The 21,318-nt window shown below is 35.4% G+C and carries 21 protein-coding genes; 5 read left to right on the forward strand and 16 right to left on the reverse strand.

Annotated elements, in window-relative coordinates:
• The first annotated feature begins 341 nt into the window (after nucleotides 1–341).
• Together aroF and BUB90_RS00435 are read left to right on the forward strand one after the other, a co-directional pair.
• Nucleotides 342–1,355: a 3-deoxy-7-phosphoheptulonate synthase gene (gene aroF / locus BUB90_RS00430; RefSeq protein WP_073281620.1), complete on the forward strand. Its 1,014-nt coding sequence runs from the start codon at nucleotides 342–344 to the stop codon at nucleotides 1,353–1,355.
• Nucleotides 1,356–1,373: 18 nt separating this feature from the next.
• On the forward strand, nucleotides 1,374–2,486 hold the full coding sequence (locus BUB90_RS00435; protein ID WP_073281622.1) for a prephenate dehydrogenase: 1,113 nt from the start codon (nucleotides 1,374–1,376) through the stop codon (nucleotides 2,484–2,486).
• Between the two features lie 79 nt (nucleotides 2,487–2,565).
• Here BUB90_RS00435 and BUB90_RS00440 read toward each other — a convergent pair whose 3' ends face one another.
• From BUB90_RS00440 to BUB90_RS00460, 5 genes are all read right to left on the reverse strand, one after another.
• A complete protein-coding gene (locus BUB90_RS00440; protein WP_073282515.1) occupies nucleotides 2,566–3,477 on the reverse strand; it encodes a diacylglycerol/lipid kinase family protein in 912 nt (303 codons plus the stop codon).
• A gap of 44 nt (nucleotides 3,478–3,521) precedes the next feature.
• Complete coding sequence (gene queA, locus BUB90_RS00445) at nucleotides 3,522–4,556, reverse strand: tRNA preQ1(34) S-adenosylmethionine ribosyltransferase-isomerase QueA (protein WP_073281624.1); 1,035 nt, start codon at nucleotides 4,554–4,556, stop codon at nucleotides 3,522–3,524.
• A 186-nt stretch (nucleotides 4,557–4,742) separates the two neighbouring features.
• Nucleotides 4,743–5,486: a hypothetical protein gene (locus BUB90_RS00450; protein WP_073281626.1), complete on the reverse strand. Its 744-nt coding sequence runs from the start codon at nucleotides 5,484–5,486 to the stop codon at nucleotides 4,743–4,745.
• An 18-nt stretch (nucleotides 5,487–5,504) separates the two neighbouring features.
• The gene (locus BUB90_RS00455; RefSeq protein WP_073281628.1) at nucleotides 5,505–6,194 is read right to left on the reverse strand and encodes an ABC transporter ATP-binding protein; all 690 of its coding nucleotides are present in this window, start codon (nucleotides 6,192–6,194) and stop codon (nucleotides 5,505–5,507) included.
• Between the two features lie 32 nt (nucleotides 6,195–6,226).
• Nucleotides 6,227–6,577, reverse strand: coding sequence for a GntR family transcriptional regulator (locus BUB90_RS00460; protein ID WP_073281630.1), 351 nt, complete (start codon nucleotides 6,575–6,577; stop codon nucleotides 6,227–6,229).
• A gap of 186 nt (nucleotides 6,578–6,763) precedes the next feature.
• On the opposite strand from BUB90_RS00460, the gene BUB90_RS00465 reads away from it, so the two are divergent.
• Both BUB90_RS00465 and BUB90_RS00470 read left to right on the forward strand, forming a co-directional pair.
• Nucleotides 6,764–8,323 carry a Ppx/GppA phosphatase family protein gene (locus BUB90_RS00465; RefSeq protein WP_073281632.1) on the forward strand — a complete coding sequence of 520 codons (1,560 nt, stop codon included), beginning with the start codon at nucleotides 6,764–6,766 and terminating at the stop codon, nucleotides 8,321–8,323.
• Nucleotides 8,324–8,373: 50 nt separating this feature from the next.
• Nucleotides 8,374–10,506, forward strand: a complete 2,133-nt coding sequence (locus BUB90_RS00470) for an RNA degradosome polyphosphate kinase (RefSeq protein ID WP_330393706.1) — start codon at nucleotides 8,374–8,376, stop codon at nucleotides 10,504–10,506.
• A gap of 130 nt (nucleotides 10,507–10,636) precedes the next feature.
• On the opposite strand, the gene BUB90_RS00475 is transcribed toward BUB90_RS00470, so the two are convergent.
• The 6 genes from BUB90_RS00475 to BUB90_RS00500 form a co-directional block, all read right to left on the reverse strand.
• Nucleotides 10,637–10,993, reverse strand: a complete 357-nt coding sequence (locus BUB90_RS00475) for an SHOCT domain-containing protein (RefSeq protein WP_073281636.1) — start codon at nucleotides 10,991–10,993, stop codon at nucleotides 10,637–10,639.
• Nucleotides 10,994–11,080: 87 nt separating this feature from the next.
• Nucleotides 11,081–11,638 (reverse strand): elongation factor P, encoded by a 558-nt coding sequence (efp, locus tag BUB90_RS00480; RefSeq protein WP_073281638.1) that lies wholly within the window; start codon nucleotides 11,636–11,638, stop codon nucleotides 11,081–11,083.
• Nucleotides 11,639–11,790: 152 nt separating this feature from the next.
• Nucleotides 11,791–12,858, reverse strand: coding sequence for a M24 family metallopeptidase (locus tag BUB90_RS00485; RefSeq protein ID WP_073281639.1), 1,068 nt, complete (start codon nucleotides 12,856–12,858; stop codon nucleotides 11,791–11,793).
• Between the two features lie 33 nt (nucleotides 12,859–12,891).
• Nucleotides 12,892–13,335 (reverse strand): type II 3-dehydroquinate dehydratase, encoded by a 444-nt coding sequence (gene aroQ / locus BUB90_RS00490; protein ID WP_073281641.1) that lies wholly within the window; start codon nucleotides 13,333–13,335, stop codon nucleotides 12,892–12,894.
• Entirely contained in the window at nucleotides 13,316–13,855 is a 540-nt protein-coding gene (locus BUB90_RS00495; RefSeq protein WP_073281643.1) for a YqeG family HAD IIIA-type phosphatase, read from the reverse strand. Before BUB90_RS00495 ends, aroQ begins: the two co-directional genes overlap by 20 nt.
• A gap of 111 nt (nucleotides 13,856–13,966) precedes the next feature.
• Entirely contained in the window at nucleotides 13,967–14,761 is a 795-nt protein-coding gene (locus BUB90_RS00500; RefSeq protein ID WP_073281645.1) for a nucleotidyltransferase domain-containing protein, read from the reverse strand.
• Nucleotides 14,762–15,028: 267 nt separating this feature from the next.
• Between BUB90_RS00500 and BUB90_RS00505 the strand changes: the two genes are divergently transcribed.
• The gene (locus BUB90_RS00505) at nucleotides 15,029–15,745 is read left to right on the forward strand and encodes a gamma-glutamyl-gamma-aminobutyrate hydrolase family protein (RefSeq protein WP_170865418.1); all 717 of its coding nucleotides are present in this window, start codon (nucleotides 15,029–15,031) and stop codon (nucleotides 15,743–15,745) included.
• An 86-nt stretch (nucleotides 15,746–15,831) separates the two neighbouring features.
• Here the strand turns inward: BUB90_RS00505 and BUB90_RS00510 are convergent, their stop codons facing one another.
• The 5 genes from BUB90_RS00510 to nuoE all read right to left on the reverse strand — a co-directional run bounded on the left by BUB90_RS00510 (nucleotide 15,832) and on the right by nuoE (nucleotide 21,134).
• Entirely contained in the window at nucleotides 15,832–16,197 is a 366-nt protein-coding gene (locus BUB90_RS00510) for a hypothetical protein (RefSeq protein WP_073281647.1), read from the reverse strand.
• A gap of 247 nt (nucleotides 16,198–16,444) precedes the next feature.
• Nucleotides 16,445–16,696, reverse strand: coding sequence for a (2Fe-2S) ferredoxin domain-containing protein (locus tag BUB90_RS00515; RefSeq protein WP_073281649.1), 252 nt, complete (start codon nucleotides 16,694–16,696; stop codon nucleotides 16,445–16,447).
• A gap of 345 nt (nucleotides 16,697–17,041) precedes the next feature.
• A complete protein-coding gene (locus BUB90_RS00520; RefSeq protein ID WP_073281651.1) occupies nucleotides 17,042–18,745 on the reverse strand; it encodes a [FeFe] hydrogenase, group A in 1,704 nt (567 codons plus the stop codon).
• Between the two features lie 21 nt (nucleotides 18,746–18,766).
• Entirely contained in the window at nucleotides 18,767–20,656 is a 1,890-nt protein-coding gene (locus BUB90_RS00525; RefSeq protein WP_073281653.1) for an NADH-quinone oxidoreductase subunit NuoF, read from the reverse strand.
• The gene (nuoE, locus tag BUB90_RS00530; protein ID WP_073281656.1) at nucleotides 20,646–21,134 is read right to left on the reverse strand and encodes an NADH-quinone oxidoreductase subunit NuoE; all 489 of its coding nucleotides are present in this window, start codon (nucleotides 21,132–21,134) and stop codon (nucleotides 20,646–20,648) included. Before nuoE ends, BUB90_RS00525 begins: the two co-directional genes overlap by 11 nt.
• Nucleotides 21,135–21,318: the final 184 nt, after the last annotated feature.

Here is a 21,318-nt window from a genome sequence, read left to right on the forward strand (position 1 = left end):
TGTTTAGAGTAACAAAATTTGATGATTAAAGGTTCTTTGTCCTATGTAAATATTGTACTAAATATTTCTGTGTATTACAACCATTTTATCCATATTTACCAAACAACTTCCTTAGAAATTCTAAGTTTTTTATCTCAATGAGACATTTCTATATGATATGGACATGTTTTAGGAATTATTACACAAATAAATATAATTTTATATATCTCACTTCTTATTCAACGCGTTGAAGTTTAACGCTTTAAAGTATTGACATCTATAACTTTATGTTGTAGAATGACGAATACCAAGTTATACTAATACCAGTATTGGTAATACTGTTAGAGAATGGAGAATATATTATGATTATCGTTATGAAACCAAATGCTTCTGAAGCATCTATTAAAAACATCGTGGATATGATTACAGCAAAAGGATTAGAAGCACATCTATCCGCTGGAAAAGAGGTCACTATTATTGGCGTTGTAGGTGATAAGTCCAAAATCGTGGAACAGAATCTAGAAATAGCACCAGGCGTAGAGAAAATTGTTCCCGTTACAGAAACATATAAATTAGCAAACAAGAAATTCCACCCAGAACCATCTATCGTTACTGTAGGTAATGTTGAGATTGGTGGTAAAGATCTTGTTATCATGTCAGGTCCATGTGCCGTTGAGAGTCATGATCAAGTCTTAGAAACTGCTATTGCTATCAAAAAAGCTGGTGCTAAGATTCTTCGTGGTGGTGCGTACAAACCAAGAACCTCCCCTTACTCTTTCCAAGGACTTGAAGAAGAAGGTCTTCGTTATATGAAAGAAGCACGTGAAGCAACTGGTCTTCCTGTTATCTGCGAAGTAACAAGTCTTGAGGCAATAGAAAGCGCTGTTAAGTATGTAGATATGCTCCAAATTGGTGCTAGAAACATGCAAAACTTCTATTTGTTAAAGGAAGTTGGAAAAACTGGTCTTCCAGTCTTACTAAAACGTGGTCTATCTGCTACAATTGAAGAATGGTTGAATGCCTCTGAATACATTATGGCGGAAGGTAATAGAAACGTAGTACTATGTGAACGTGGTATTCGTACATTCGAAACTGCAACTCGTAACACATTAGATATTAGTGCAGTTCCAGTCATCAAAGAAAAGAGTCACCTTCCTATTATCGTTGACCCAAGCCATGCAACAGGGGTACGTAACTATGTAAAACCACTTGCAAAATCTGCTGTTGCTGTTGGTGCTGACGGTCTAATGATCGAGACACATCCAAACCCAGCTACTGCTTTATCAGACGGCCCTCAGTCATTAACTTTCCCTCAATTCGAGGAATTATGTGAAGAGTTAAGACCTTTTGCAGCACTTATGGGTAAATCATTATAAATCATCGGAGGATTACGTATGGAAGACGTTACTGCTGGCTTTATAGGTTTTGGTTTAATTGGTGGATCAATTGCCAGGGCTATGAAGCTTCGCTTTGAAAATACAAATATCATAGCCTTTAATTATTATAAAGATCGAGCAAATACGAACCTTGATATGGCGCTTGAGGATGGGACAATTGATCTCATCTCAACCGACTTAGCTAAAGATTTCCGCCAATGCGATATAATCTTTCTATGTTGCCCCGTATTAACTAATATACAATACTTACAAGAATTAAAAAATATTATTAAACCTACCTGCATCATAACAGATGTAGGTAGTGTGAAAGGTAATATACACAAAGCTGTCCAGGAGCTTAATATGAACCCTTACTTTATCGGCGGACATCCTATGGCAGGATCTGAAAAAACAGGATATGCTAACTCAAATGCTATAATACTTGAGAATGCCTATTACATCCTAACACCTTCCGATCAGATAGAACAACATAAGATTGATTTCCTTTACAATCTAGTAAAGAGAATTGGTTCTATCCCGCTAATTATCGATGCGAACGAGCACGATGATGTAGTCGCCGCAATTAGTCATGTACCGCATCTAATAGCTTCTAGTTTAGTTACCATGGTCAAGGAAAGTGACGATCCAGATGAAAAGATGCGGCTGCTTGCGGCAGGAGGATTCAAAGATATTACAAGAATCGCGTCATCCTCTCCTATTATGTGGCAAAATATCTGCTTAACTAATACAGAAAGTATTCGCAAGTTTCTTGAATGCTACATATCAACTCTTACTCGTATTAACAGGGCACTTTCTGATTGCGATGAAACTTATCTCTATGATTTCTTTGAATCTGCTAGAGAATACCGCGATAACATTCCTACCAAGAAAGTTGGTATGTTAAAACAGGTATATGAAGTATATCTTGATATCTTTGATGAAACAGGTGCTATCGCCACTATCGCAACCATCTTAGCTAGTAATAATATTAGCATTAAAAACATCGGTATTATTCACAATCGTGAGTTTGAGGAAGGTGTATTACGCATTGAGTTATATGATGAAGAATCTTCCATGAAAGCAGTTACTTTGCTGGAAAAATATCGTTATACAGTATATGCACGTAAATAAACATTAAGTAACAACAAAAAGCTTTTGCAAACTTTAGGATTATTCCTCCTACCTTTTTGCAAAAGCTTTTCTTTTCTTCCTATTGCTCTTCAATAATTACCTGCTTATCGGTAATAGTAGTAGTTAGGTAAGACAATGCTTGTTGATGATTCTGAAGATGCATATGTGTATATGCACCACCAAACTCGCCATCAATTGTCCATGAAACTTCCTCCTCACATGTAATATCTAAGTTAGAAGCATGGAAAGAGTATATGAATTTATCACCGAGATCTCTTACCAACAGCGCATTGACGATGTGTTGCAATTCTACTATGTTCTTAGGGCGTTTAATTAATGTAACTTCAAATTCGCCATCATCTAATCCAACATCTTTACCGGTAATTCCTTTAAATCCTCCTACAGAATTCGCATTCGTTACCATACCATAGATCAATTCATCTTCAATAACTGTATCATCATATTCAACTCTTACACGATAGGATTTAACAGTAGCCAAGCTCATAATTCCCCCTAATATATAAGCTGCTCTACCGAATAGATTCTTTGTTGTTTGTGGTGTTTCATAAGATACGTTCGTAAACACTCCAAAACCTGCAACATACGTAAAATATCGTTCATTTAAAGAACCAATATCATATGCAAATGGTTCCCCTTTCACAACTGCTTCCGCCGCTTTCACCATATTCTTCGGTATTCCCATGCTAGATGCAAAATCATTCGTCGTTCCAGCAGGTAGATATCCGATTACAGGTGCATGTGGACATTTCATCAATCCAGAAGTCACCTCATTTAAAGTTCCATCTCCTCCTGAACAAACAACTAAATCATATTCTTGACCTTTTTCAAATGCTATTCTTCTCGCATCATCTCGTTCCTTGGTGGAATAGATTGTCACTTCATAATCAGCTTGAACAAAAGTCTCGATGATATCTGATAATGAACTTTTAATTTTTCCCTTCCCAGCCTGTGGATTGTAGATAAATAACATTTTTTTCAAACTTGCTCTCCCCTTTCCCTTTTACATACATTCAATTAATCATTCGTATTAATAAACATTGCATCTCCAAAACTAAAGAAACGATATTTTTCTTTCACAGCAATATCGTATGCATGCATAATATGTTCTTTTCCTGCTAATGCACTAACAAGCATTAGTAATGTAGATTCTGGTAAATGAAAATTGGTAATCAAAGCATCTAATACTTTGAACTTATACCCTGGATAGATAAAGATCTCTGTATCCCCGCTACCGGCTTTCACCATTCCATTCTCATCTGAAGCGGATTCAACAGTACGGCAACTTGTTGTACCAACGCAAATAACACGATTTCCGTGTTTTTTCGCATCATTAATCTTCTTTGCCTCTTCTTCTTCAACAAGATAGAATTCAGAATGCATATGATGACTTTGAACATCATCCACTTTTACAGGACGGAATGTACCTAAGCCAACATGTAGTGTTACATTAGCAATAACAACTCCCATATCCTCTATTTGCTTTAATAATTCTTTCGTAAAATGTAAGCCTGCTGTAGGCGCTGCTGCTGAGCCCTCATATTTGGCATATACTGTCTGATAACGATTCTTATCTTCTAATTGATGAGTAATATATGGAGGTAATGGCATTTGACCTAACTGATCAAGAATTTCCTCAAAGATTCCTTGATAATGAAATTGAACCAGACGATTTCCTTCGTCTAATACATCTACGATTTCACCAATTAATAGTCCATCACCAAAGACAACTCTAGTACCTACTCTGGCTTTTTTCCCAGGTTTAACAAGTGTTTCCCAAATATCGTTTTCTTTACGTTTTAGTAATAATAACTCTATCTTAGCACCAGTACCTTCTTTCTCACCAATTAAACGAGCTGGTATTACTTTCGTATTATTAATTACTAAGCAATCACCTTTTCTTAGATACTGAGTGATGTTATGAAATATTTGATGTTCGATATCACCGGTTTCTTTATTCAATACTAGAAGCCTTGAACTTGAACGATCTTCTAACGGATCTTGTGCTATCAATTCTTCTGGTAAATAAAAATCAAAATCTTTTGTTTTCATACTACTATCTCCATTCTTATTAACCCTTACAGCTCATATGCTTACGTATATTTACAAAAGCATAACAAAATGTAAAGCAAACATACTTTTCTAGTTTGCTTTACATTATAAGCGTTCTATCTAAAAAAATCCAGTATCTATTAAATAACTTTAGAATTAATTAATCGTGATATTTTGTTAAAGTTCTTATAAGCTTACTCTCTTATCTAACATCCATGCAGTAACTACATATGCCAATACCGACATCACAGCATACCACACTAACGATAAGATTATCGTCGTTTGATCACTTAATAGTACGTTACCTAGTACAGCTGACACAATTTTCTCTTGTACAAATACGATTAATACGAAAATCACAAAACTAACAAAACCTTTGTACGGTTTATTAGCTAGGAATGTTGCACTTAAAGTAATTGATACATATGCCAGTGATAATATAAAAATTCCCATTATTATAATACTTAATACACTTAAAAATACATAAGTTATATCAACATCAATCTGAACAGATTGATTCAAGAACTTCTTAATCATCTCTATGACTTCCGAAACACCGCTAAAACGTATTGCCATGATTCCAATATCAAGTGCACCAATTCCAAAGAAACAAAGTCCGTATAGAATGATCTGAATACCACTTGCTACTATCTTAGCCCCTACTATCTTGTAACTGCTATTCGGAGTCATGAATAACATATAACTATTCTTCGTCTTTAGATCATTAGAAAATGTTACTATGCTTTCAAAATAAAGATATATCATTGATATATTTGCTACCAAGAACAAGAGGCCTGACGTACCAGGCAGCATACTATTCTTCACGAAAAGTCCAAAAAACCAAACAAGTTCTAATAAAGCCACGATACCGAATATAATTGCTTTTGATTGCATCTGTTTTCTTAATTCATACTTAACTAATTTCCACATATTATCATTCTTCCTCCCCTATGCATATATGCTCTTATACAATTCAACAATGGAAGCATTCTTTTCTTCACGTAGTCGTTCTGCTTCCCCTTGCAAAGCAACTTTTCCATTCTTAATAAAGATCGCAAAATCGATTACTTTCTCTAACTCATCCACCAAGTGACTGGATATGATGATACTTGCATCTTCACTGGCACCTTCAAGAATTGTTGTTATAATTTTTTCTCTAGCTATAATATCTATTCCATTCAAAGGTTCATCTAACATGTATAGCTCTGCTTTTCTTGCTAATGTTGCGGCAATTTTTAGTTTTGCTGCCAAACCAGATGATAAGTTTCTTGCCTTATCTTTCTGATTCAATTCCATACGCTCAATTAGGCTATTATATCGTTGTATATCAAAATCCGCGAAAAAATCTTGATAATATTTTCCTACATCTTGAACAGTCATATAATTATAATAGAAAGGTTCTGTTGGCATATATGCAACTTTTGACTTAGACTTTACTCCTATTGGCTCTCCCTTGAATAGAATATATCCACTCGTTGGTTTACTTAATCCAGCTACCATCTTCATCCATGTGGTTTTTCCACTACCATTTGGACCTAATAATGCATATATCTTACCTTTTTCAATTTCAATACTAATGTCTTCAACTGCTGTTTTAGACAAATATTTTTTCTGAACATTCTTACAATCAATTAACATAATTCAATCCTACTCCTTTCATTTTTCAAACCTTAATAATGTTGCTCTACTAGTCGAACTACATCTTCTTTTGTAAAGCCAATACTTTTCATGCTCTCTACAAATTGAGTAATGGCAGTATCAGCCATCTCTTCTTTAATCGTTATTAATACATTCTGATCCTCAGTCACGTACGTTCCCAATCCTCTCTTTGTAAAACATATTCCCTCTAGCTCCAACTCCTTATAGATGCGACTTGCCGTATTCGGATTTATTTGATACATAATTGCAAGTTCTCTTGTTGAGAGCATCTTCTCTCCTAACTGTAAGTTCCCTTGTATCAAATCACTTTTTATCTGACGAATTACTTGCAGATAAATGGGTACTGTATTATCGAAATCCATAACCTCTCCTCCTTTCGAGGATTAAATCTTTACTGCTTCTTTCGTGTAACAGCATACTAGTGTCATAGCTACATAGTACACCAATCACACGGAAATGTCAACAAGAATTTACACATTATACCTAGCATTTTTTTTATATTAATAGTAAAATGGGTGTATTATTAAAATATATAGAGGAGGGTTCGTATGCCAAACACCTTTGCAGCTATAGATGTTGGATCAAATGAAGTATCTATGAAAATATTCGAAGTATCTAAAAAATATGGAATTAAAGAACTTGATCATGTACGTCATACAATCGAACTTGGTTCAGATACCTATACAAACGGCAAGATAAGCCATGCGCTGGTAAATGAACTCTGCCAAGTTTTACAGAGCTTCACAAAGAAAATGAGGGAATACCAAGTAGAGGATTATACGGCGTGCGCAACAAGTGCACTCCGAGAAGCAGTTAATAATCTGCATATTATTGATCAGATTAAACTTACCTCAAAGTTAAAAGTTTCTATATTAAGTAACTCGGAACAAAGATTCCTTCTTTACAAGGCAGTTGCCTTAAAAGAGCAACGTTTTAATCAAATAATTGAACATGGCACTGCTATTGTCGATGTGGGAGCAGGAAGTATCCAGATTTCACTATTCAACAAAGGCTCTTTAATAACCACACAGAATATTAAGCTTGGTTCTCTTCGCATTCGTGAAATTCTATCTACTATGGAGAACCAGACAACAAACTTTAATAACCTTTTAGAAGAATATATTACCAATGACCTGCAGACATTCAAAGATTTTTTCTTATCAGATATTAACTTGCGTAATATTATTGCGGTTGGAGATAATCTTAATGATTTGCTCCGATTTAAAAAACATTTGGAAAAAACAGAAGATCAAAAATTTCATTCAGAATCAAAAGAATCTCTAGATCGTAGTGGTTTCTATTCTCTGTATGCGAAATTATTATCTAGGAATTCAGGTCAGATAAGTAATTGCCTTCAGATGTCGAAAGAACAAGCTTACTTACTTGTTCCGACTGCTATGATTTACTACAAGATGTTTGAAGAAACCAAAGCTACTACTATGTGGATTCCCGGTGTAACTCTCACAGATGGCTTAGTAGTCGACTATGCCCAAAAGAAGCAAAAAGTAAATCCTACTCATGACTTTACATTAGATATTCTAAATGCCGCTAGAAATATAGCTAGGAGATACCATTGTAATCAATCACATATAAAAAATGTTGAATACATTGCATTAACACTGTTTGATAGTCTAACCAAACTACACGGTCTTAACAGTCGAGACCGTCTACTATTACAAATTGCAGTTATTCTTCATAATTGTGGAGAATATATTAACTTAAATGCTGGTGCTATGAATTCTTACCATATTATTCTATCAACTGAGATCATAGGATTATCCCATACAGAAAGGGAATTAATTGCATATCTAGTTCGTTTCAATATCGGTAGCTATCCAAAATACGAAGACATAAATAATAATTTTGATAAGGATACGTATATTAAGATATCCAAGTTATCAGCAATCTTTAGAATTGCTAACTCAATGGATAAGAGCCATAAACAGAAATTTTCCAACATCTCTGTTAATTATAGAGATGGACAACTAACGATAATTGGTACTACTTTAGAAGATACCACACTAGAGCGTGGATTGTTCGAAAAAAAAGCAGAATTCTTTGAAGAAGTATATGGTATTCGACCACAATTAAAACAACGTAGAAGTTAACTAAGATACACTGAATAGAAACGTTAACTACAAAGAAAGGACGGATGAATATGAGCACTACGAAAATCAATTATCATAAACCGGCTTACTATTCCAACCGAGAATTAAGCTGGATTGAATTTAATTATCGTGTTCTTAGCGAAGCAAGGGATAAAACCCTCCCATTATTAGAGCGCTTAAAATTCCTTAGTATTACCGCTTCAAACTTAGATGAATTCTTTATGATTCGTGTGGCTTCCCTTAAGGATATGGTAAATGCTAATTATACAAAACCTGACATTGCTGGCTTATCACCCAAGGAACAGCTTGATCAGATTACAATAAAAACTCACGAATTGGTAACTATCCAATACAATACCTTTAATCGTTCATTTATTCCTCAACTTAAGCAAAACAACATTCAAATTATTACGCAATATGAAGATTTGGACAGCTCGCAAAGCAATTACGTAGATCAATATTTCCAAACTGATGTGTATCCTGTATTGACTCCGATGGCTGTGGATTCTTCCAGACCATTTCCTCTAATCCGTAATAAATCGTTGAATATTGGTGCTTTAATTTGTGACAAGAAATCATCAGTTGCTTATGACTTTGCAACTGTTCAAGTCCCAGCTGTGCTTCCTCGTGTCGTACAGATTCCTTCATCTAACCCTGAAGTAACAACGTTAATTCTTCTTGAGCAAATAATCGAAAAGAATATTAATAAATTATTCTTAAATTATGATGTTGTCTGCGCTTACCCTTATCGTGTTATGCGTAATGCTGACTTAACAATTGATGAAGATGAGGCTGCTGACCTTCTAATTGAAATCCAGAAGCAGCTTAAGAAACGTCAATGGGGGGAGGCAATCAAATTAGAAGTTGAAGATAAAATGGATAAACGCCTTCTAAAGATTCTTCGTAAGGAACTTCGAATCAAAGAAGAAGATATCTATTCTGTGAATGGTCCACTAGATTTAACATTTTTAATGAAAATCTATGGACTAGATGGATTTGACCATCTCAAAAAACCAAAATATATTCCTCAGCCAGTAAAGTCACTTAATCACGAAGAAGGTCTATTTACTCAAATTAGAAGAAATGATATCTTACTCTTTCATCCCTATCAGACCTTCGATCCGGTTGTAGAGTTTGTACGCCAAGCTGCAAAAGACCCTAATGTTTTAGCAATTAAACAAACCTTATATCGTGTAAGTAGTCATTCCCCTATCATCGCTTCGTTAGCAGAAGCTGCTGAAAACGGAAAGCAAGTGTCCGTACTTGTAGAATTAAAGGCACGATTTGATGAAGAAAATAATATCATCTGGGCAAAGAAACTTGAAAAGGCCGGTTGCCACGTAATCTATGGTCTTGTAGGGCTTAAAACACATAGCAAAATTACTCTAGTTGTAAGAAAAGAAGAAGACGGGATTCGTCGTTATGTTCATCTTGGTACGGGTAACTACAACGATTCTACAGCTAAATTGTATACTGACATGGGATTATTAACCTGCTCCGCTCCAATTGGCGAAGATGCTACTGCAGTATTCAACATGTTATCTGGTTATTCGGAACCACTAAGTTGGAATAAATTAACCTTGGCACCACTATGGCTACGTGATAAATTCCTTGAATTAATAAAACGTGAAACACTCCATGCCAAAAACGGAGAGAAAGCCCATATTATTGCTAAGATGAATTCCCTTTGTGATGCTGATATTATTGCTGCTCTTTACGAAGCAAGTAACGCGGGGGTAAAAATCGAATTAATCATACGTGGCATCTGTTGTTTGAAAGTAGGTGTAGAAAGCGTCTCTGAGAATATTACCGTTCGTTCGATTGTAGGTAATTTCCTTGAACATGCTAGAATCTTCTACTTCTATAATAGTGGATATGAAGAGGTATATATGGGAAGTGCTGACTGGATGCCTCGTAACTTAGATAAACGTGTAGAAATCCTCTTCCCAGTTGAAGATGAGAATCTGCAAACCGAAGTTAAGAATATCTTAGATATACAACTTCACGATACCGTTAAAGCGCACATATTAAAACCAGATGGTAGTTATGAAAAAGTTGATAAGCGGGGAAAAGCTAGGTTGAACTCGCAAGAATTCTTCTGTGAACAAGCGATGAAAGAGGCTCATGATACTCCTGCTACACATGATCGCAGAACTTTCGAGCCGATAGAAAGTGATTCGTAAACTAAACTATCCCTAGAACTTAAAAATTGCCACAAAAGGTATCATTATTTTTGATTACTTTTTGTGGCAATTTATTCTGTATTTGTCATAAGTTGTATATTATATGTCTATCATTATTATAAACATTCAATTAAATATCTTCTAGTATTTCCTTACGCTTCTGCTGATATTCTTCTCCAGTCACTAGTCCTTCGTCATATAAACTTTGCAGTTCTTTCATTCTTTCTTCAGTACTCTTTCTTTGTCTTGTTGTATTCATCTGCATATCATCATCAATCGTAATCTCATGTGAAGCAATTCCCTTATCTGTAAAAGCATTAATTCCTTGTGTAATAGTCATAATAATCGCAATCAACGTCCATATTAATCCGAAGGCTCCGAAAATTGGAATAATGGTAAAGAATCCTATAAAGCAAAAAATTAGCCCACAAAAAAATCCCGCCATCGATTGTCCTTTACTTGGTTTAACTCTTACTCTTTTACTCATACCAACCTCCTAACATCAAATAAAAGCGCAACCCTTTGAAAACACTAGATTTTCTTAGTTTTGCGCTTTTGTTATTTCGATCGTGAATTACACTCTCTTTAAATATTCTCCAGTACGTGTATCGATGCTGATTTTATCTCCTTGATTAACGAATAATGGAACATAAATTGTAGCACCTGTTTCAACTGTTGCAGGCTTTGTAGCACCTGTAGCTGTATCACCTTTAACACCTGGTTCTGTTTCAGTGATTTCAAGTTCAACAAATAGAGGTGGTTCAATAGCGTACACATCTCCATTATGAGAACACATTTTAACCATATCGTTTTCTTTAACGAATTTTAATGAATCCCCTACTTGATCTTCACTCATACCAATTTGATCATATGATTCTACATCCATGAAGTGGAACAAATCACCATCTGAATATAAATATTGCATATCTTTTCTTTCGATGTGAGCTTGAGGACACTTTTCAGTTGGTCTGAAAGTCTTTTCAACTACACCACCATTTTTAATATTTCTTAATTTTGTTCTAACAAACGCAGCACCTTTACCAGGTTTAACATGTTGGAATTCGATTACTTGATAGATTCCATTATCTAATTCGATAGTCAAGCCGTTTCTAAAATCGCCTGCTGATACCATTATGATATTCCTCCTTAATGCTTTTGCATATCTAACGTTCTGTTGCGTAAAGCAACAGATAACCCGTGATAACCCATATTATCAACTTTATTAAGTTTATAATATTATTCGCTATTTTTCAACTGTTTTTTTTCAGTATTACAAAATTTTAACTATAATTCAATTAATTGTTTCTCAGAATGTGTAAAGTTAATATGTCCATCTTCTGTAACAACTACTAAATCTTCGATACGTACACCACCAAAGTTTTCGATATAGATACCAGGCTCAACTGTTTCTGTTACATTAGCTAAGATAACACTTTCTTCTGAAGCAGAGAATCTAGGGTCTTCGTGAATGTATAAACCAACACTATGTCCAAGACCATGTCCAAAGCATCCTTTGTATTTAGTCGAATCAATAATATCTCTAGCAATTTTATCGATATCTTTTCCTACTACGCCTGCATGAATTGCATCAAGAGCTTCTAATTGCGCTTTTAATACAGTATTGTAAACATTTTTTTGCTCTTCAGATGCCTTACCAACAACAATTGTTCTTGTCATATCGGAACAATAACCATTGTAGATACAGCCAAAATCCATTGTTAAGAAGTCACCAAGTTCAATCTTCTTAGCAGATGGTGTAGCATGACACATAGAAGAATTCACACCGGAAGCAACGATTGAATCAAAGCTTAGCCCCTGAGCCCCATTGGTTTTCATGAAGAATTCTAGGTATGCAGCCACTTCTAATTCTGTCATACCTGGTTTGATAACTTCTAGAATCTTAGTAAATGCAATATCGCCAATGTGTTCTGCCATCTTAATGTTCTCAAGCTCTTCTGCTGTTTTGACAATTCGTAATTTAGTTAATGCATCCTTAACAGGAACCATTTCTTTTTTGTGAAGTTTTTCATTCAAACTACTGTAACTTGCATATAAAAGATTGTCATCTTCAAATCCAAGTCTTTCAATTTTGTCCGTATCTAGTAGGTCATTGATTGCGGCTGTGTAACCACCTTTACCAATTTCAATAACTTCAAACCCATTGCTTTCGCTATTTGCTTGGATTGTATAACGGAAATCTGTTAAGATAACAAATCGATTTCTTGATACATAAAGATATCCTGTAGCTCCAGTAAAGCCGCTTATATAGCGCATATTATATCCATCTGATACTAAAACTGCATCTAGATTTAATTCATTTAAAACATTGATAACTCTTTCTTTAATATTCATTAGTATTTCCTCCATCGTAAAAAATTATGTTAGTTACTTTTGACTTGATATCATAGATTTAATTGCTTCCACTGCATATAAGTAACCATTTAATCCCAAGCCTACTATCTGTCCTGTACAAGCAGGTGCAGTCACTGATACATGACGAAACTCTTCTCTTTTGTGTACATTCGAGATATGTACTTCTATCTTAGGCATTTCAACAGATGCTAACGCATCACAGATTGCATAACTATAATGCGTATAGGCTCCTGGATTGATAATTATACCATCCATCTCTTCAAAATATGCTTTTTGAATACGATCAATTATTTCGCCTTCTCCATTACTTTGAAAGGTTTCTATCTCAATTCCTTCTTCTTTAGCCTTTTGCTCTAACATCTTTAATAGTTTAGCAAATCCCTCTTGCCCATAGATTTCCTTTTCACGTATACCAATAAAGTTAATATTAGGCCCATTAATGATTAGAATTCTCATAATTACTACCATCCTTATGTTTGTTTGATAAGTGTTTTCTATAGTAATGTAACACAATACGCTCAAGATATCTCTTAAGCACAATTTGTATTTCTTCTTTCGAGTCAATTGGTTTTGCCAAATACGAAGTCATTCCTGCCCGTTTTGCACCATATACATCTGTAAACAACTGATCTCCAACAAAGATCGAATTCTTTGGTGTTGTTCCCATTAACTCCATTGCTTTGAAGTAATTCTTAGTACTAGGTTTATGTGCATTGTAAATATAATTAGCTTGAATATCTTTATTAAATCTTTCTACTCGGTCTTTTTGATTATTTGAAATTAAACATACAGAGAAGCCAATTTCTCTTAATTTAACAAATAGATTTTTAGCACGTTCTGTAGCATCCGCACCATGCTCAACAAGTGTGTTATCGATGTCGAACAAGATTCCCCTATATCCCATATCAAATAATGTTTTAAAGTCAATTGAATATGCACTGTCCACATATTCATCTGGATAAAATTTCTCTAGCATTGAAAACTCCTATCTTTTAGTAGAAATTAAGTTACAACTAAGGTAACCTTAACCTTGTATTAAAGGCTTTGTGCAAGCTACCATATATTATAACAATTAATCCTCATTAACTCAAGGTAGCAAATTATATTTTACAATAAATTTGGACATGTTCTCCGTTAATTGATTAAGATAATACATTGCTTTATCTTCATTTGATAGATTCTCTAGTAGATTTGAAATATCGTCAATGTTGCTTGGTAGATACGTACAGTGGTCAATCGCAATGGTAATCATACGTTTTTCGCCTGGATGTAACATCTCATTCGCAGCAAATATCAAATCAAAATACGTTGCTATATATTCTGTAACTCTATGGTTAACACTTACCATGTCTTTTCTCTTATATGCTTTTTTTATTTGCTCATCATATGATGGAATATGCCCCGTTAGTAGTTGATAATTCTTATTAATGATATTTTTCTTTAGGACACTAGGATAAGCAATATTAAATCTTTCTTTTAATTTTGAATATACTTCTTCTTTTTCATACAAAACAATACTCGACATTAGGTTGCTCCACATACATGTAGTATATCCATTATTCGCATTTCCATTAAATACAGTAGCTTCTAATTGCTCTTCAAACAAACAACGATCACGATAAATAAGTTCAATAACAGTACCCGAATTCAAGATACAATCATCCTCTTCTTCCCAATATGTATTCGTCATTTCTATGTATTTGCAATATTTTTTCAAGATAGCTTCTCTCGTTATAGCCGGCACTGGATTATCACAATATACATAAACATCATAATCCGAGTCTTCATCCTTATAGCCAGAAGCTCTTGATCCTCCTAATGTTATTGCTGTTATTTCTGGTAACTGTGATAATTCATATACCAAATCTTTGATTTTTTCCATATTGTAATACCCCTTCCATATTTTTTAGTTATTCACGTAATTACTGAATATTCTCCTATTAAGTCAGTTAAAATGATCGAGAAATTCACTTAGTGGTTTATAATGTACTACTATATTAAATATACTACTTTTTAGTATAATTGTCAATTTTCCACTATCATTATTCTAACTAAATATCCATCTCTTTCACACCCAAAAACTTAATGAATAGAATTTCCTATAACCACAATATACTTAATTATATTGAATAGGAAAGAAGGAATTCTTTTGTCTTCACCTCCAATTATAGGCATTCTTGCTAACATAACATTCGCTGATTACCTTGGAACCGATCACATGTATGTTAACGACGAATATGTTCTAGCTCTTGAAAAAGTCAACGCAGTACCGATTATTATCCCTCCAATTATGAGATACGAAATGCTTAACACCTATGTAAACCTCTGTGATGGTTTTATATTAAGTGGTGGCGTAGATATTAATCCAATTTATTTTAACGAAGAACCTTCCACGAACCTTGGAACAGTAAACAATAAACTAGATGCATTCCAAATCGCATTAACCAAGAAGATCCTCCGTAGCAGGAAACCAATACTCGCCATATGTCGGGGTATACAGTTACTTAATATATGTCTGGGTGGAACGATTTATCAAGATATGGACGATATACCTAACAAAACGATCCTACATATGCAAAAATCTGAACGGTATCGTGGCATTCACAAAGTAGATCTAGAACCTAATTCTAAATTATATGAATTGTTTGGGGATAGTATCTTCGTTAACAGCTATCATCATCAAGCAGTCGGCGTACCTGGTGTGAACCTTCAAGTAGTTGGTCGTAGTTCTGACAAGGTAATTGAAGCAATGGAAATCAAAGATTACCCCTATGGTATCGCTGTTCAGTGGCATCCGGAAATGATGTTTGCACGTACTGAAGAGATGCGGGAGCTGTTTCAGTCGTTTGTTGAAGCTTGTACGTAAAGTGATTGTCAATAATTAATTAAAGAAAAAACCTCTAAACTGATGGTAGATATCCTACATCAATTTAGAGGTAAATTTTAGATTATTTATTCGTTTTCCATCATTACAAGATGTGCAATTGCAATATCACCACTGTCTTCTGTATTATATCCAAGCGTAATGGCAATTGTATGAATATAATCTGCATCAGCATGTAAAACTTCTGCGATTTCAGCTACTGACTTTCCTGTGCTTAATAGTTCTCTTACGTCTTTCACATCTTTAATCGTCTTCAATAACGTTTCATTACTTTTATTGACTTCCTCAATACTCTCACTTAACGGCTCATCATCACCTAGAGCATACTCCTCTAAGGATTTCACTTCTTTTCTAGGACCTTCCTCATAGAAGTCTTGCATATATTCCCAATCAAGGGTATCGTCAAGATTATTTATCTTATTATCGTTATCCATAGTTTACCTTCCTCCATACTACTGCACGTTATTATTAACAGAAATTCCATATGTATACGTATTTCTGGTTGGACATTTTATCGATTAATTAAAATGTTATACAGTATTAAGATATAGTATTCTTATTAAAAAAGCAAGAAAGAAATTCTTACGAAACACAAAAAGAGGAGGTATTACTATCAGTTTGACTTGAAAATGAAAAAGAGAAAATCCACATGTGATTTCCTCCCTTTCTTTTAGGACTTAACTAAGCTGTTAATTTTGTTTTAATTACATCTTCAAAGAACGTGTTAACTGTTTTCTTGGTTACACTGTATACGTTCTCTTCTTCGTCAATCTTTACAGACACTCCATTCTGACAATTCCCGAGACAGAATACAGCTTTCAGTTCGACTTGGTCTCCAAGATCATTATCTTCCACCAACTCTTGTAACTTATCAATTACATCATACGAACCTTTTAAATGACATGCACTCCCAATACAAACACTAATTAACATAAGCAACAGCCTCCTCAATCACGATTACCTCTCAATTTGGTAACGTCGATTTAATAACTGGTTATAGTGTCAAAAGCTCTCAAAAAACTTGCCTTCGTCAATTTGCACATACAAAACCAGACTAATGTTATACCGAACGTAGTTCGATGAGCAACTGTATGAAGTCGTTGGTACTTAGGCTCTGTATTTTAGAGCCTTACGTACCACTACGAACTTCAGCGGGGCGAGAGCGTGTTGCGAATGAACTACGTTTGGCATAACATATTCGCACATAAATTTGTGCAAATTGACGAGTTAAAAACTTAAATTGGCTTTTGACACTCTAATTAATAACTTGCAACCAACTTATACGTTATCACTACGATATTCCACATGTAACAATTCATGCGTACGATGTTTTAACATACCATCGTATAAAGCCATCATAAGTGGATTTTCTTCGCTTCTCTTGATTTGTGAGACTTTATCAGCCTTGTAAATTCCCTTTGCACGATCTAGTTTTTCAGGTTGATGTGAGAATGGTTGGCCTGCACCGCTAATACAGCCACCTGGACATGCCATTACCTCAACAAAATCGAAATATTCTTCTCCACTTTCAATCTTCTTAATTAGTTTTTCTGCATTACCAAGTCCGCTTACAATACCAATCTTTAGCGTTAATTCACCCATTGGTAATTCACAGACTTTAACTCCTTCTAAACCACGAACTCCAAGGAATTCGATTTCCTTTAGAACTTGTTGGCTCTTATCTTCCACTACTCGCCTTATTACTGCTTCTGTAACACCACCTGTAACGCCGAAGATAACACCTGCTCCTGAATATAAGGAGAATGGCATATCAGTAGCTTCTGATTCTAACTCGTTGAATTGGATACCGATTTCTTTAATCATCTTAACAAGTTCAGTTGTAGTAATTACATAATCTACATCTGGTATATCATTACGAGTAAATTCCTCTCTTGCAGCCTCTGCTTTCTTAGCTGTACATGGCATTACCGCAACAGAAATTGTTGTTTTATTGTCCATTATATCACGGGACTTAAAATGTTCTTTAATTACAGTACCAAACATCTCCATTGGTGACTTACAAGATGAAACATACTTTGTAAGTTCAGGATGCTTCGTCTGTGCATAACTAACCCAAGCAGGACAACACGACGTAAATAGCGGATATGTAGTATCACCTGATTCTAATTTCTTAACAAATTCTTTTGATTCTTCCATAACGGTTAAGTCAGCACTTACAGATGTATCGTAAATCTCATCGAAGCCGAGTCTACGAAGTGCAGCAACAATCTTACCCATTACGTTCTCACCAGCTGATAGACCGAATTCTTCGCCAAGTGCAACTCGAACTGCTGGAGCTACTTGTACTACAACTCGCTTTGAATCATCATATAATGCTTTCCATACATCCTTAAGGTTACTCTTTACAATAATAGCTCCCGTTGGACAGACAGCGGCACATTGACCACAATTCACACAATTTGTATCTGCCAAATCTCTTCCGAATGCTGGCGTTACTACCATCTTAGCACCACGGTGAGCAAAATCAATTGCTCCAACATTCTGAATCTCATTACACATTCTCACACAGTCACCACATAAGATACACTTACTTGGCTCTCTTACGATTGCTTTTGAAGAAGTATCAAGTGGTGCTTCTTCCGACGTGTTCTTGAAGCGAATATCTTTCAGTCCAAATCGGTGTGCTAACTCTTGCAGTCTACATTTACCATTTTTCTCACAAACAGTACAATCTCTACAATGAGCAGCCAATAATAACTCTAGAATCATCTTTCTATGTTGATGTAATTTTGGTGTGTTTGTTTTAACAATCATCTTATCTCTTGGAGGTGTTGAACAAGAGGCAAGGATCCCACCCCATTCATCCTCCACCACGCACATTCTACATGCCCCATAAATGGATAAATCTGAATAGTAACAGAAGGTAGGTAAGTCAATTCCAGCCTTTCGAACTAATGTTAAGATATTCTTCTCATCGTCAAATTCCACTCTGTTGCCATCTATAATCATATACTTTGACATTGTATTCTCTCCTTTCGCTCCCTACACTTCTATGACCGCATGGAAATTACAGCAATCCTTGCAAGCACCACATTTGATACATTTGCTTTGGTCAATCTTGTATGGGCTCTTTATTTCGCCAGATATTGCACCAACTGGGCATATTCTAGAACATTTACTACAACCCTTACAAAGCTCTGGATCAATTTGAAGAGAAACTAATGCTTTACATTGTCCTGCAGGACATTTCTTATCCACTACATGGGCAATATACTCGTCTCTAAAGTATTTTAAAGTACTGACAACTGGGAATGCTGCTGTCTTTCCAAGTCCACAAAGTGCAGTCGCAGAGATTGTCTGTGCCAATTCTTCTAACAAATCAATATGTTCTAGCGTACCTCTACCTTCAACAATATCAGTTAGTAACTCTAACATACGTTTTGTACCTTCTCTACAAGGTACGCATTTACCACAAGATTCATTCTGCGTGAAATTCATGAAGAATTTTGCTACTTCAACCATACAGCTCTTGTCGTTCATTACAACAAGACCACCACTACCAATCATGGCTCCAACTTTCTTTAGAGAGTCAAAATCTAGTTTTAAATCAAGGTGATTTTCCGTTGCGCTTATACATAGACAACCACCAGACGGACCACCGATTTGTACAGCTTTGAAGTCACCACCTTTAACACCACCACCAATGTCGAAGATTACTTCACGTAATGTAGTACCCATTGGAACTTCAATTAGGCCTGTATTTTGAACGTTGCCTGTCAATGCAAATGCTTTCGTACCATGATTCTTCTCAGGCCCCATTGTTTGATACCATTTTGCACCTTTGTTAATGATTGGTGGCACATTACAGAAGGTTTCAACGTTGTTTAATACCGTCGGTTTTTCAAACAAACCTTTCTCTACAGTACGAGGAGGCTTAACTCTTGGCATACCACGGTTGCCCTCAATAGAGGCCGTTAATGCACTACCTTCACCACATACGAAGGCACCGGCACCTTGGCTAATTTTAAGATCAAAACCAAACCCTGAATTTAATATATTCTCACCAAGGAGACCATATGCCTCAGCTTGTTCAATTGCTGTTTGCAAACGGGAAACTGCTAAAGGATATTCTGCACGTACATAGATATAACCATGTGTCGCTTTCGTTGCGATACCTGCAATAATCATACCTTCAATTACACGATGAGGATCGCCCTCCATCATACTACGATCCATAAATGCACCTGGATCTCCTTCATCTCCGTTACATACAACGTATTTTGTTTCTTCTTCCTGGCGTAATACTTGTGCCCACTTTCTACCCGTTGGGAAACCACCGCCCCCACGGCCACGTAAACAAGACTCTGTGATTTCATTAACAATATCCTCAGAAGTCATATCATACAATGCTTTCGCTACCGCAGAGTATCCACCTTCTGCTATGTATTCTGCTATAGATTCTGCATTAATTTGTCCACAATGCTCTAGTGCAACTCGCGTTTGTTGACGATAGAACGGAATCTCCTCTTGTTCCTTATATATATTACCATCTTGGTCTCTATAGACAAGGCGTTCAACAACTTCATCACCTAGAATGCTCTTCTCTATGATATCTTCGCAATCTTCTACAGTTACCTTAATGTAAAGCCACCCCATTGGCTCAATACGAAGAAGGGGTCCCATCTCACAAAAACCATGACATCCACTCTTCTTAAGGCCAATAGAAGGATCATGTGGTTCCTCTTCTAACGTTACGGAACAATTTAATCCATTTGCTTCAATTAATTCTTGTAGTCTTGCATATATATCAAGAGAACCACCAGCTACACAACCGGTTCCAGCACAGATTAGAATCTGTTTGTATTGCGTAGAAAGAGCTTGTTTGAGCACCTTACGTTTTGCTTCTAATTCTTCTCTCGTATTAATTCTCATCTGCAGCTTCCTCCTTTAACATAGCAATTAATTCTGCTGCCTTCTTTGGTGTCATTGCTGCATGTACTGCTTCATTAACGGTAATAACCGGAGCTAATCCACAAGCTCCAAGACAAGATACTGTCTCCACTGTGAATAGCATATCTTCTGTTGTTGGGTTTTTCTCTGTTACTCCCAGTTGTTTTCGAAACTCCTCTAGAATTGGAATCGAGCCACGTACATGGCATGCTGTTCCATCACAACATTTTATAACATACTTACCTTTTGGCTCTAAAGAGAAATTCTCATAGAATGTAGCCACTCCATAAACCTTAGCCTCACTTAAGCTTAATCCCTTTGCTATGTAACATAAAGCATCTTCAGGTAAGTAACGATATTCTTTTTGTACTTCCTGTAATATTGCAATCACTGCCGCTTGGTTATAATCATGTGACAACATGATTGCATCAATCCTTCTCATTTCGTCTTGCGTTAACATGGTAAGCCCCTTTCTCATGTCTTTGATATTTTTTTATCAATTATATGTTATCACTATACATTTCATTAAGCAAGACATTTTATTTGTTTTAATGCACAATTTTTGTCGCTTTATTTTATATTTATATTACATATTACTTTATTAATATCTATTAATTGTATGCTCTTTTGTATACTTTTCATTC

This window comes from Anaerosporobacter mobilis DSM 15930 (genome assembly GCF_900142955.1).
Taxonomy (GTDB): Bacteria; Bacillota; Clostridia; order Lachnospirales; family Lachnospiraceae; genus Anaerosporobacter; species Anaerosporobacter mobilis.